Source organism: Nocardiopsis sp. NPDC055551 (assembly GCF_053619415.1).
Genome location: NZ_JBSHJJ010000009.1, coordinates 305,070 through 316,701, shown reverse-complemented (window position 1 = coordinate 316,701; position 11,632 = coordinate 305,070). Strand labels below are relative to the sequence as shown.

Annotated in this window: 13 protein-coding genes; 5 read left to right on the top strand and 8 right to left on the bottom strand. The window is 69.0% G+C overall.

The genetic code is table 11. The features are described from left to right. Positions 1–211: 211 nt before the first annotated feature. Positions 212–1,008 (bottom strand): IS5 family transposase gene (locus ACWGSK_RS18355; RefSeq protein ID WP_452456332.1). Its coding sequence is split into 2 segments (ribosomal slippage): positions 212–672 and positions 672–1,008, totalling 798 coding nucleotides; the frame shifts between segments, so codons are not numbered across the junction. Between the two features lie 73 nt (positions 1,009–1,081). On the opposite strand from ACWGSK_RS18355, the gene ACWGSK_RS18350 reads away from it, so the two are divergent. Next, entirely contained in the window at positions 1,082–1,915 is an 834-nt protein-coding gene (locus ACWGSK_RS18350) for an AraC family transcriptional regulator (RefSeq protein ID WP_358513942.1), read from the top strand. Here ACWGSK_RS18350 and ACWGSK_RS18345 read toward each other — a convergent pair. From ACWGSK_RS18345 to ACWGSK_RS18335, 3 genes are all read right to left on the bottom strand, one after another. Continuing rightward, positions 1,890–2,321, bottom strand: coding sequence for a DUF2000 domain-containing protein (locus ACWGSK_RS18345; RefSeq protein WP_358513940.1), 432 nt, complete (start codon positions 2,319–2,321; stop codon positions 1,890–1,892). The two genes, ACWGSK_RS18350 and ACWGSK_RS18345, sit on opposite strands and share 26 nt — an antisense overlap. Positions 2,322–2,438: 117 nt before the next feature. Beyond that, a complete protein-coding gene (locus ACWGSK_RS18340; RefSeq protein WP_358513938.1) occupies positions 2,439–3,062 on the bottom strand; it encodes a TetR/AcrR family transcriptional regulator in 624 nt (207 codons plus the stop codon). A 40-nt stretch (positions 3,063–3,102) separates the two neighbouring features. Beyond that, positions 3,103–4,266, bottom strand: a complete 1,164-nt coding sequence (locus ACWGSK_RS18335) for an acyl-CoA dehydrogenase family protein (protein WP_452456327.1) — start codon at positions 4,264–4,266, stop codon at positions 3,103–3,105. Between the two features lie 111 nt (positions 4,267–4,377). Here ACWGSK_RS18335 and ACWGSK_RS18330 point away from each other — a divergent pair, with 111 nt between their 5' ends. Further along, entirely contained in the window at positions 4,378–5,196 is an 819-nt protein-coding gene (locus ACWGSK_RS18330) for a TIGR03084 family metal-binding protein (protein ID WP_358513934.1), read from the top strand. Positions 5,197–5,227: 31 nt separating this feature from the next. On the opposite strand, the gene ACWGSK_RS18325 is transcribed toward ACWGSK_RS18330, so the two are convergent. From ACWGSK_RS18325 to ACWGSK_RS18315, 3 genes are read right to left on the bottom strand one after another with little or no spacing between them, the layout of a single operon-like run. Continuing rightward, positions 5,228–6,415, bottom strand: coding sequence for a hypothetical protein (locus tag ACWGSK_RS18325; RefSeq protein WP_358513932.1), 1,188 nt, complete (start codon positions 6,413–6,415; stop codon positions 5,228–5,230). A 31-nt stretch (positions 6,416–6,446) separates the two neighbouring features. After that, a complete protein-coding gene (locus tag ACWGSK_RS18320; RefSeq protein WP_358513930.1) occupies positions 6,447–7,646 on the bottom strand; it encodes a DUF418 domain-containing protein in 1,200 nt (399 codons plus the stop codon). Between the two features lies 1 nt (position 7,647). Beyond that, on the bottom strand, positions 7,648–8,256 hold the full coding sequence (locus ACWGSK_RS18315; protein ID WP_358513928.1) for a TetR/AcrR family transcriptional regulator: 609 nt from the start codon (positions 8,254–8,256) through the stop codon (positions 7,648–7,650). Positions 8,257–8,362: 106 nt separating this feature from the next. Here ACWGSK_RS18315 and ACWGSK_RS18310 point away from each other — a divergent pair, with 106 nt between their 5' ends. The 3 genes from ACWGSK_RS18310 to ACWGSK_RS18300 all read left to right on the top strand — a co-directional run bounded on the left by ACWGSK_RS18310 (position 8,363) and on the right by ACWGSK_RS18300 (position 10,942). Then, entirely contained in the window at positions 8,363–9,661 is a 1,299-nt protein-coding gene (locus ACWGSK_RS18310) for a flavin monoamine oxidase family protein (RefSeq protein WP_358513926.1), read from the top strand. Positions 9,662–9,841: 180 nt separating this feature from the next. Further along, the gene (gene thiD / locus ACWGSK_RS18305) at positions 9,842–10,636 is read left to right on the top strand and encodes a bifunctional hydroxymethylpyrimidine kinase/phosphomethylpyrimidine kinase (protein WP_358513924.1); all 795 of its coding nucleotides are present in this window, start codon (positions 9,842–9,844) and stop codon (positions 10,634–10,636) included. A 111-nt stretch (positions 10,637–10,747) separates the two neighbouring features. Then, positions 10,748–10,942 carry a CsbD family protein gene (locus ACWGSK_RS18300; RefSeq protein WP_358513922.1) on the top strand — a complete coding sequence of 65 codons (195 nt, stop codon included), beginning with the start codon at positions 10,748–10,750 and terminating at the stop codon, positions 10,940–10,942. 45 nt (positions 10,943–10,987) lie between these two features. On the opposite strand, the gene ACWGSK_RS18295 is transcribed toward ACWGSK_RS18300, so the two are convergent. Next, positions 10,988–11,515 carry a MarR family winged helix-turn-helix transcriptional regulator gene (locus ACWGSK_RS18295; protein ID WP_358513920.1) on the bottom strand — a complete coding sequence of 176 codons (528 nt, stop codon included), beginning with the start codon at positions 11,513–11,515 and terminating at the stop codon, positions 10,988–10,990. Positions 11,516–11,632: the final 117 nt, after the last annotated feature.

Here is an 11,632-nt window from a genome sequence, read left to right as displayed (position 1 = left end):
ACTTCGAACACCACACGACGTGGAGTCCGAGGTCGTACACGCCACCGGAGAACCGGCGAACCTTGCGAGTCACAGACACGAGAGTAGTATACAGGCGACACAGGTCTACTTTCTGTGTCCTGTGGTGGACGCCGGACCGCCTAGCGGCGGTTCGGCTGCCCTTGTCCCGCTACGCGGGAAACCTGATTCCCCCACCGGCTAAGAGCTCATCTCATTTGGTGAGTCTGCGGAAGCAAATCAATGTGCAGACGATGCCGGCGAACGCGAGGAAGTGCTCAGCCTTGCGCTCGTAGCGACGATGGAGTCGGCGGCATCCGGCCAGCCAGGCCATGGTGCGCTCGACCTGCCAGCGGTGGCGCCCCAACCTCTTGGAGGACTCCACACCCTTGCGGGCCAGGCGATGGACGATTCCGCGTTCGCGGAGCCATCGGCGCAGGTGGTTGTAGTCGTAGCCCTTGTCTCCGTGGAGCTTGCCTGGTTTGCGTCGCCTGCGGCCTCGCCTGGACCGGATGGGCGGTATCGCGCGAATCAGCGGTTGCAACGCTTGGCTGTCGTGCAGGTTCGCACCCGAGATCGCCATAGAAATCGGAAGCCCGGTCCGGTCGGTGATCAAGTGGATCTTGGCGCCCTTCTTGCCCCGATCGACAGGATTCGGACCCGTCAGGTCCCCCCTTTGAGAGCACGCATGTTCACCGAGTCGACCGCGCACCGTGACCAGTCCAGCTCACCGCGGGCGCCGAGTTCGTCTAGGACCAGACGGTGCAACTTCGCCCAGACCCGGGCCCGGCTCCATTCGGTGAAACGCCGGTGCGCGGTGGGTCCGGAGGGGCCGAAGACCGATGGGAGCTGGGCCCAGGTACAGCCGGTGGTCGCCACGAAGATGATCGCGGCCAACACCTCGCGGTCTCCGTGTCTGCGCCGCCCACCACCTTGAGGCCGGGTGGGTGCCTCGGGCACCACCCGTTGAAACAGCTCCCACAGTTTGTCCGGCACCAACCGCTCAACCATCGACACCGGGCCAGGCTATCGAGAATCCAAATGAGATGAGCTCTAAAGCCGGTGGTCCCCTCAGGAAGAATTGATGGACGGCCACGCCGACACGGTGGTCCTGCGGCCGCGGGTCACGGGTGTCACCGAGGTGTTCCACACCCACATGCGCCGACACGCCTACCCGATGCACACGCACCGGTCCTGGACGCTGCTCATCATCGATTCCGGCACCGTCCGCTACGACCTGGGGCGACACGAGCACGGGGCGTTGGACCGGACGGTCACCCTGTTGCCGCCGGACGTCCCGCACAACGGCACCCCGGTGACCGAGCAGGGCCTGCGCAAACGGGTGCTGTACCTGGATCCCGAACAGATCGCCCCCGAACTCGTGGGGCGCGCGGTGGACCACCCCATGTTCGACGACCCCCTGCTGCGGAACCGCATCCACCTCCTGCACGGGGCGCTGCTGCGGATCGGGGACGAGCTGGAGGCGGAGATCCGGTTGGCCCTGGTCCGCGAACGGTTGCGGCTGCACCTGTCCGGTTCCGTGGACCCCGCGACCCGCCCCGAGGACCCCGGTCTGGCCGAGGCCCTGCGCGACCTCCTCGACGACCGCACGGTGCGGGGGCTGACCCTGGCCGAGGCCTCGGAGTCGTTGCACGCGTACCCCACCCACCTGGCACGGGTGTTCGCGCGCCGATTCGGCATGCCTCCGCACCGGTACCTGGTGGGTCGGCGGGTGGACCTGGCCCGGCGGCTGCTGCTCGACGGGATGGCGCCCAAGGACGTCGCGGTGACCGCGGGGTTCCACGACCAGGCCCACCTGAACCGGCACTTCACTCGGGTGCTCGGTCTGCAGCCGGGGCGCTACGCCCGGGCGCGCCTGTCGGTCGACGCGCTCAGCCGTGCATCCGGGCGCCCTTGATGACCTTGTCCACCCCGTTCCTCGGTCCGTGCACGGCCATGCCGACCAGGTCGAGGTCGTTCGCCGGTACCGCGCGCACCGCGGCCCGGTTGTCGTCGTCGTGGCCGGTGGCGAACAGGTCCGAGGTGAACACCGAAAGCTCCACCTCCCGTTTCAGCGCACGGGCGTGGGCCTTGGTGATGGTCTCCTTGTCGGCCTCGAACACCAGGATCGGTTGACGGAACATCGGCAGGTATTCGTTGCCGTCGGCGTCCTCGTAGTGCCGGCCGACCAGTTCGGGCACCCGGGTGCCGAGCCCGCCGACCAGGAACGCGGTGACGTTGAGCCGCTGCCAGACGGCCAGGTCGTCACGGAGCAGAACGGCGATCTTGGTGTCGAAGCGCACGGGCTTGTCTGTGGTCTCCATAATGGGATCCTCGCGCGGCGCGGGTCCGCCGGTCTTGTACGTTCTTCACCGATCGAGGCCCTGCTCGGGGAACCACGGGGGATTGTTCGTTCGGGGCCCAAGCGCCGGCGGAGGCCCCTAGGGAACACCGTCGAGGCCGATCCCCCGCGCCCACAGTCGGGTGGCGGTCTCCACCACCACGTCGGCGTCGTGTTCCTCGCCATAGAGGAACAGCATGCGGGCGGTGTGCTCCACCATGCCGCCGAGCATGCTCGCGGTGGTGGGCACGTCGATGTCGGTGGAGGCCAGCCCTTCCTCTTGGAGTCGTCGCGTGCCCGTGACGATCCGTTCGACGAACAGGCCGCGGATCTCCAGGAAGAGGGCGCGGAACTCCGGGTGCCGCGGCGAGATCTGCTCGATGACCTGCATGATCCGCGCGTTTTCCCGGTAGGCCGCCAGGAACCGTTCGGTGGAGTGGCGGATCCGGTCGACCGGTTCGGCGCCGATGGGCGCCGCCGAGCGCGCGGCGTCGAACATCTCCCCCGCCACCCCCTTGGCCACCTCGTGGAAGACGGCCTCCTTGGAGTCGAAGTAGGTGTAGAAGCTCCCGTAGGCGACCCCCGCACGGCCGGTGATCCGAGCGATCCGCGTGTCCTCGAAGCCCCGTTCCTCGAAGACCTCCCGGGCCGCCCGCACGAGGGCACCCCGTTTACGGCGACCGCGTTCGGTGGGCGGTCGCCCGGTCCGGGCGTTGGTTCGCACTGGTCGTCTCCGTCCCCTCCACTCCCCCGGGCCGGTCCGGTCACCTCAAGGGGAGGAACTTCGCGATGACCTCGTTCATGATCTCGTAGGTTCCGCCGCCGATGCTGAAGACCCTCGCGTCGCGGTAGTGGCGTTCCACCTCGGTCCCGCGCATGAACCCCATACCGCCGTGCAGCTGGACTGCGTTGTCGACCACGTGGTCCATCGCTTCGGTGGCGGTGTTCTTGGCCATCGCGACCTCGGCGATGAGGGGTTCCCCGTCCTGGAGCCGTTCGGCGATCCGTCGCACGTAGGAGGTGGCGACCTCGGTGCGGCGGTGCATCTCCACCAGGCGGTGCCGCAGGACCTGGCGTTTGGCGAGCGGGCCACCGAAGGCCTCGCGTTCGCGCACCCACGCCACGGACAGGTCCACGCAACGTCGCGCCACCGCGCAGGCCTGCACGGACATCGCGATCCGTTCACTCGCGAACTGGTCCATGATCTGGTAGAAACCCTGGTCCACACGGCCCACCAGGTGATCGGCGGGCACCCTCACGTCGACCAGGGAGAGTTCGGCGGTGTCGGAGGAGCGCCAGCCCATCTTGTCGAGCCGGCGGGTGGCGGTGAAGCCGGGGGTGTCTCGGTCCACGACGAACAGGGAGATGCCCTCGTGCCCGGTGTCGGAGGTACGGGCCGCCACGGTCACGAAGTCGGCGCGGTAGCCGGAGGTGATGAAGGTCTTGGCCCCGTCGAGCACCCACTCGTCGCCGTCGCGGACCGCTCGGGTGCGCAGGTGCGCGACGTCGGATCCGGCGTCCGGTTCGGTGATGGCGAGGGCGCACACGAGTTCGCCCGCCAGGGTGGGACGAATGTAGTCGCGCACCAGGTGTTCACGGCCGTCGGCGATCAGGGCGGGCAGCGCGATGCCGTGGGTGAACAGGGAGGCCAGAACCCCGGTGGGCACCCCGGCCAGGACGGCCTCCTCCGACACCACGAGTTGGTCGATCATCTCGCCCTCACCGCCCACCGACCCTGGTGTGCCCAGTCCCAGCAGCCCGACCCGGGCGGCGGCCCGGTGCAGGTCACGGGGGAGTTCGCCCTCGTCCTCCCACCGTTCCACGTGGGGCAGGATCTCCCTGGCCGCGAAGGTGCGGACCGTCTCGCGCAGCGCGGCACGCTCGGGCGTGTTCCACCGGTCGGTCCCGTGGTCTTCGGTCGTGGTCATCTTCGTTTCGCACCCTCTCCCCGGAGAGATCCACTTCACATTTTGTTATGGTGCGCAGAACATGACACGTTGGTCAACTCCGTTGGCCGACCGCCCCCTGGAGGAGTTCCCGTGGTCGACACGCAAGCCCTCATCGAAGACCTGCGCGCCGAACAGGAGGAGCTGGCCACCCTCCTGGCCGGGGTCGACTCCGCCGAATGGGCCAGGCCCACACCCGCCCCCGGTTGGACCATCATCGATCAGGTGGCGCACCTGGCGTTCTTCGACGGCGCCGCGCTCATCGCCCTGACCGACCAGGCGGGTTTCGATCGGCTCCTGACCGATGCCATGGCGGACCCGGAGGGGTTCGTGGACGCGGCGGCCGCTCCACTGACCGCGCTCACCCCCGCCGACCTGCTGGTGGAGTGGCGACGGTGCTCGTCGGGGTTGCGGGAGGCCCTGAGCGAGGCTCCGGCCGGCACCCGGGTGCCCTGGTTCGGGCCGGCGATGAGCGTGGCGTCCAAGGCCACCGCGCGACTGATGGAGACGTGGGCGCACGGTCAGGACATCGTGGACGCCCTTGGGGTGGAGCGCGTTCCCACCGACCGGCTCCGCCACATCGCCCACCTCGCGCTGCGGGTGCGCCCCTACAGCTATCTCGCCCGGGGCCTCAGCGCCCCGGACGCCCCGGTGCGGGTGGAGTTGACCGCGCCCGACGGCGGTCCGTGGCGGCTGGGCCCCGACGAGGCCGAGGACGTGGTCACCGGCGACGCGCTGGAGTTCTGTCTGGTGTTGACCCGACGTCGACACGTCGCCGACACCGATCTGAAGGCACGAGGCGCGGCGGCCGAGGAGTGGCTTCGCGTGGGCCAGACCTACGCGGGCGGGCCGGGTGAGGGACGCCGGCCGGGACAGTTCACGAAACCGGCCGACACCCCTCCGTCGAGTTGACCGAACCGTCGGATTCGATCCGGGTCCGGGGTCAGTTCAGGGACCGCAGGAGGGGGAGGAAGTCCTCGTCCTCGGAGTACACGCCGGCCCTCTGGGTCTGTTCGTCGAGTTCGATCCGCACCTCGGCCAGCCGGGGGCGCCCGCCCGCGGCCGATTCCGGTCGCCACCAGTACAGCTTGTCGCTGATGGGCTTGCCGGCGTCGGCGGCGAAGCGCGCCGCCAGTTCCTGCAGGGTGCTCATCGCGCCGATCGGGTTGGCGCTCGCGCCCAGGACATGCGCCATCAGCACCGGCGGGGACGGGAACACCACGAGCGCCCCGTAGCGGGCCTCTCCCAGGTGGCGGGCGAGGACGTGCAGGTGGGATGCGGCGTAGAAGCCGTTCTCGCTGCCGATATGCACGATCGAGGTGCCTCCGGCGTCCATACGGGAGACCTCGACCGGTTCGCTCAGAGAGCCTTCGACGGCCCGGTCGAAGGCCTGCTCCACGCCCAGGCCGAGCCCTTCGAGGTCGCCCGGGGTCAACGGCCGGATGGTGTCGGGAAGGTCGAGGACCACGACCTCCGCCACCCCGGTGGCCATCGGGCGAGCCACCATCTTCGCCAGGACGCCCTCGGGGAAGGACGACTCCGCGTAGAGCCGGGTGCGCAACCTCTCGGGGCTGACGGGGGTCTGTACCTCCGAGACCTGGTTCGCCAGGGCCGCGGCGAACTCGACCGCCTTCTCCAGGGCGTGTTCCTCGTCCAAGCCTTCGAGCAGTGGCAGGAGACCGCCCACGTCCTTGCGGAGCGTGCCCCCGTCCGGCAGCGTCAGCAGGAGGGAATCGGGGAAGTCGAAGTGGGCGTTCAGGCCGCCTGAGCGCAGCGCGGCCAGCATGACCTGCCGGGCCAGGTCCGTGGACAGGGGCGGGTAGTGGGTTCCGAAGGCGATGCCGCGCGAACGCAGCTGCCGCATCATGCCGAAAACGATCTGCTCGGCGAACTCCGGGTGTTGGTCCTCCGGCTGCTGGAGCACCTGGGCCGCGGTGTCGGCGTAGTCGATGTCGAGGGAATCGCGGCCCTGGTCGTTCGGTGGCAGCGGTAGGCGCATCCCTGTGGGCGGGAGCGCCTGGATCTCGACGCCGTAGCGGGCGTAGGTGGAGGCCAGCAGGTTCAGGAAGGCCGCTTGGGGATTGCTGTCGGGCATACCGGGTTGGATGCCCGCCCCACGGTCGTGGTTCACGTGGGTTCTCCCCTCCCTTGGGCGTTGTCGTTCAGCGGGCACGGGACAGCGCTCGCCTTTGCATGGCCTCCAACGGGCCTTGGGCGAATCGGCGCAGCCAGAGGGTCGAGGCGACCAACAGCAGCAGGGACGTCCCGAACCACAGACCGAGCACCCACCATGGCCCGGTGCCGGCCATCCGCTCGGCCAGGCCCGGTCCGAATCCGTAGCAGAGGACCATCAGGACGACGTTCTGCGCCACGTACCCGGTCATCGCCATCCGGCCGAGCGCGCTCAGTGACGTCACCACCGGCCCGTCGCCCGTGACGTGGTCCAGCAGCCGGCCGATCAGGCCGATCAGGCCCAAGGCCACCAAGGGGGCGACCACGTAGCGATCCAGGAGGAACCAGTCCGGTCCGGCCAGGGAGACGATCAGGGTGAGCGGCAGTCCCAGGCCCATCCCCCAGCCCGCCAGCCGGGCCCGGATCCGCCGTCCCGTCGGGTCCGGACCAAAGGCACCGGCCCGGAACAGGCGAACACCCAGTAGGAACATGAACACCATCAGCGCGAAGGTGATGATCGGTTCCGTCCGCAGGGCCATGGCGTTGTCCAGGCGGAAGGCGATCTGGTCGAGGTAGGAGCCTCGCGCGTAGAGGTCCACCGCCTCGCGCGGCACCTCCGCGTTCGTTTCGGGGAGGACGGCCAGGGCCGCGGTCAACAACCCCATGAAGGCCAGGTGCAGGGTCAGGGACAGCCACATCACCGTGTTCCGGAACCTCTCCGACCTGGTGAGCGACCACGCCACCAGCAGGGAGACCAGCGCGTACCCCATGAGCACGTCCGCGGCGAAGACCAGGGTGAAGTGCACCGAGCCCTCGACGAAGAGGAAGAGCGCCCGCCACTTGTAGGCGCCCGGCCATCGTGCGCCACGCTTGGCCGTCGAACGGAACTGTATGGCCAGTCCCACCCCGAACAGCAGGGTGAGCAGGGCGAGGAACTTGCCGTTGGCGGCGGTCCGGAAGAGCCCCTCCACGAGGGTGGCCACCGACGGGTTCTCCACGAAGGCGGACATCGGGCTCATCGCACCGGTGTCGTAAAGCATGACGGACTCGCCGCCCGGCGCGGTGAACAACCACACGTTGGTGGCCAGCGTGCCCAGGATGGCCACCCCCCGCAGGACGTCGAGCAGGGGTAAGCGCCCGCTCGTCCGTCCCACGGATCCGGTTTCCACGGCCCCCGTGACCCGGGTCATGTCAGGACTCCTTCTCGTCGAAGTCGAAGATTCGATCGATGTGCCGCTGGAGCAGGGCCTGGGCCCCGGCGTCGTCGTATATGTCCGGGCTGGTCAGCTGGTGGACGGTGAGGCCGTCCACCAGTGCGTAGAGGGATCGGGCCTCCCAACGGGGTTCCGCCCCATCGATCAGTTCGCCCCTCTCCCCCGCGGCGACCAACACCCGCTCGAAGCCCGCCACGACCTCGCCAGTGGCGTAGGCGTGCAGGTCGGCCATCTCGGGATCGGTGATGGTGGTGGGCAGGAACTCCAGCCAGACGCCGAGTTCCATGCGCCGTTCCTCGTCCAGGGGCAGGAGCGTCAGCGCCAGGCGCAGGAGGAAGTCACGCATCGGCGGGGACGGTTCCACCTCTCGGAACCGCTCCTCACTCCGCCGGTACATGTGCTCGATCCCGAACCGGAGCAGGGCGCCCTTGCTTCGGAAGTAACGCTGGACCAGGCCGACCGAGGCACCGAGTTCGTCGGCGACATCGGCCAGTGTGGTCTTGGCCAGGCCCTTGCGGGCAACGGTGCGCAGCAGGGCCTCGGCGACCTGCCGCCTTCTCTCGTCGTGGTCGGCGTTACGTGCCATATAAAAATATTACGGACATATTTTTATTATCGCAAGGCCGTTCCCTGGATAATGCGGAGGCGCCGTACCCGTCGGGGTGCGGGCTCGACGAGAGGCGGGAGGCGGCATGGCGGTGCACGTCCCACGGGCGGACGATCACGCCGGGGGCCCTCCGAGCCGCAGATCGGCGTTGGTGGGCGCGGGTGTACTGCTGGGCGGCGCGTTCCTGCCGGCCGGCGACGCCGCCCGACGCCGGGAACGGTGGGACGCGGTCGTGGTGGGCTCCGGGGTGACCGGCCTGTCGGCGGCGCGCAACCTCGTCGACCACGGCCTTTCCGTGGTGGTCCTGGAGGCCAGGGGCCGAATCGGCGGCCAACTGTACACCGACCACGACTTCACCTCCGTGCCGGTGGAACTGGGCGCGGGCCTGATCCACGGACGCGAGGCCTACACCTGGGAACTGGTGGAGGAGGCGCGGGCCGAGACCGTCCGTGTGCGCCACGGGGCCGGGAGCCACCGACCCTTGGACGTCTCCGGACCACCGACCGCCGTCGAGGACGCCGCCGCCTACCTCGACCGCATGGAGGTTCCACCGGACCGGTGGCCACCGGTGTCCCTCGACAACGAGCCGCTGCACCGGTGGAGCGCGCTGTGGATGAGCGAGTCCGGGCTGTTCGACTGGTGGTCCTCGCCCCGGGAGAACTTCCGGGTGGTGGGCGGGTACGACCGGATCCTGCCGCCCCTCGCCTACGACCTGGACGTACGGCTCGGGCACGCGGTGCGCCGGATCCGATGGTCCGGCCGGGGCGTGGACGTGGTGGCGGAGAGTCCTCGGGGCGTGTTGGAGGTGCGGGCCGACCGCTGCGTGGTCGCGCTGCCGATCGGGGTGCTCAAGGAGGGGGACGTGGTCTTCGACCCCGCGCTTCCGGGCTCGCACCGCGGTGCGGTGGAGTCGCTGGATCGTACCGACGCCCTCAAGCTCGTGTACGAGTTCGACCGGGCGGTCTTCCCCGAGGAGGAGGACGTACTCGGCTGGGACGAGGACTCGGGGTTCGTGTTCTGGTGCCTGTCCCGGGGCGACCCGGAGGTCGTGGTCGCCTGGGCGGCCGGGGACAACGCCCGCCGCCTGCTGGGCCTAGAGGTCGGGGACCGGTTCGTGGCCGGGCTCGCGGCCCTGTCCTCGTCGTTGGGCGAGGAGGTGCCCGAACCCGTCGCCCGCACCACGCACGACTGGGCGGCCGACGAGTTCAGTCGGGGCGCGTACCTGTACGTCCCGCCCGGCGCGCACGACGCCCCGGCCACGCTGGCCTCGCCGTTGGAGGGTGTCCTGTACTTCGCGGGCGAGCCGACCACCGGGGAGAACACCGTGGAGGGTGCCTACGCGAGTGGATACGACACCACCGATCGGCTTCTCGCCGAGAGGTGAGCCGCGCCCGCGAGGTGAACGGCGCCCGAACGAAACTAGACTTTCGGGGGTGGGGCCACCATGGCGGATATCCGATATGCCGGAAATGACCAGCTGTGGTGCAATGTCCAGTGGGTTCGTGACCCTTCAGGGCCCCGACACCGCGCAACCGCACAACGAGCAGAGGGAGGTTGGCTTACGATGACCAACCGCGCGTACGTGATCGCAGGGTCGGAGGCCACCGGCGGAGCCGGCATCCAGGCCGACCTCAAGGCCTTCCAGGAACTGGGCGTCTACGGCGTCGGGACGATCACCTGCATCGTCTCCTTCGACCCGAAGAACGACTGGAACCACCGCTTCGTGCCGGTCGACCCGGGTGTCATCACCGACCAGATCGAGGCCGCGACGAGCTGCCACGACCTGGACGTCGTGAAGATCGGCATGCTCGGCACCCCCGACACCATCGACGTCGTGGCCGAGGCGCTCCAACGTCAGACCTGGCGGCACGTGGTCCTGGACCCCGTCCTCATCTGCAAGGGGCAGGAGCCGGGTGCGGCCCTGGACACCGACAAGGCCCTGACCGCGCAGATCCTGCCACTGGCCACGGTCATCACCCCGAACCACTTCGAGGCCCGCACCCTCGCCGGCATGGAGAGCCTGGAGACCGTCGACGACCTGATCGAGGCGGCCCGTCGCATCCACGAGCTCGGACCGAAGCACGTGATCGTCAAGGGCGGCACCGAACTGCCCGGCCCCGACGCCGTCGACGTCTACTTCGACGGCGAGGAGGTCACCGTGCTGAGCGGACCGAAGATCGGCGAGGAGCGCGTGAGCGGCGCCGGCTGCACCTTCGCGGCCGCCATCACCGCCGAACTGGCCAAGGGGACGGCCGTCGGCGACGCCGTCCGTACCGCCAAGACGATGGTCCGCGGCGGCATCGAGCAGCGGCTCTCCACCCACGCCCCCTTCGACTCGGTCGTGCCCGTCGCCCCCTGACCGCGTACAGGGTGTTCTCGATCACCCTCGGCACATCCGTGGCGCACGACATGATTGCGAGTCGCTCCGATCGGTCAGGGCTACAAGTGGAACCGATCGAGGGAGGCCACCGTGTCAGAGGGTGACAAGGTCGAGAACAAGTTCGACGAGTTCAAGGGCAAGGCCAAGGAGAACCTCGGCAAGGCCACCGACAACGATCAGTGGAAGGCCGAGGGCAAGACCGAGCAGAGCAAGTCCAAGCTCAAGCAGGCGGGCGAGAAGGTCAAGGACGCCCTGAGCCCGGACGACAAGCCCAAGAGCGGTTAGTCCGACCACGAACAGCCGGGGAGGTCCCACGGGGCCTCCCCTTCGTCATGTCCGGATTCGACCCTGTTCCCCTTCGGGGGCGCTGTCGCCGAGGGAGAGCAGCAGCTTGCGCAGTAGGTGGACGAACTGTTCGCGTTCGCCCGGGTCGAGCCCCTCCAACAGGCGACTCTCGTTGGCCACGTGGTCCTCCACCACCCTGTCGACCATGGCGAGGCCCTCGTCGGTGAGGCCGATGAGGACACGGCGTCGGTTGGCGGGATCGACCTCCCGGTGGACCAGGCCGCGTTCGGCCAGGCGATCCACGCGGTTGGTCATGGCGGACGAACCCACCATGGTCATCCGCACCAGATCCTTGGCGCCGAGCCTGTGGTCCGGCGCGCCCGACCGCCGCAGCGTGGCGAGCACGTCGAACTCCCAGCGCTCCAGGCCGTGTCCGGCCAGGTGGTCACCGACCCCTCGACCCAGGATCTGCTGTAGGCGGTTCATCCGACCGATGATCGCCATCGGTGAGACGTCGAGGTCGGGGCGCTCCCGGTTCCACTGGGCGAGGTACAGGTCGACGGCGTCGTTCATGACGTGATCCTAACGGCGCTCGCTTGACGGGTCCGCCGAAACCGACCTAACCTTTCGACATCGAACATTTCGACATCGAAAGGTTTTTCATGGCCCCCTCCGCCGACGAGACCGCCC

What these genes read in the sequence shown, in the direction of transcription:
- ACWGSK_RS18345 (WP_358513940.1), bottom strand. Translation starts at nt 2,321, where the DNA reads ATGGAGACCACAGACAAGCCCGTGCGCTTCGACACCAAGATCGCCGTT.
- ACWGSK_RS18335 (WP_452456327.1), bottom strand. Translation starts at nt 4,266, where the DNA reads ATGACCACGACCGAAGACCACGGGACCGACCGGTGGAACACGCCCGAG.
- ACWGSK_RS18295 (WP_358513920.1), bottom strand. Translation starts at nt 11,515, where the DNA reads ATGAACGACGCCGTCGACCTGTACCTCGCCCAGTGGAACCGGGAGCGC.
- ACWGSK_RS18310 (WP_358513926.1), top strand. Translation starts at nt 8,363, where the DNA reads ATGGCGGTGCACGTCCCACGGGCGGACGATCACGCCGGGGGCCCTCCG.
- ACWGSK_RS18350 (WP_358513942.1), top strand. Translation starts at nt 1,082, where the DNA reads ATGGACGGCCACGCCGACACGGTGGTCCTGCGGCCGCGGGTCACGGGT.
- ACWGSK_RS18320 (WP_358513930.1), bottom strand. Translation starts at nt 7,646, where the DNA reads ATGACCCGGGTCACGGGGGCCGTGGAAACCGGATCCGTGGGACGGACG.
- thiD (WP_358513924.1), top strand. Translation starts at nt 9,842, where the DNA reads ATGACCAACCGCGCGTACGTGATCGCAGGGTCGGAGGCCACCGGCGGA.
- ACWGSK_RS18315 (WP_358513928.1), bottom strand. Translation starts at nt 8,256, where the DNA reads ATGGCACGTAACGCCGACCACGACGAGAGAAGGCGGCAGGTCGCCGAG.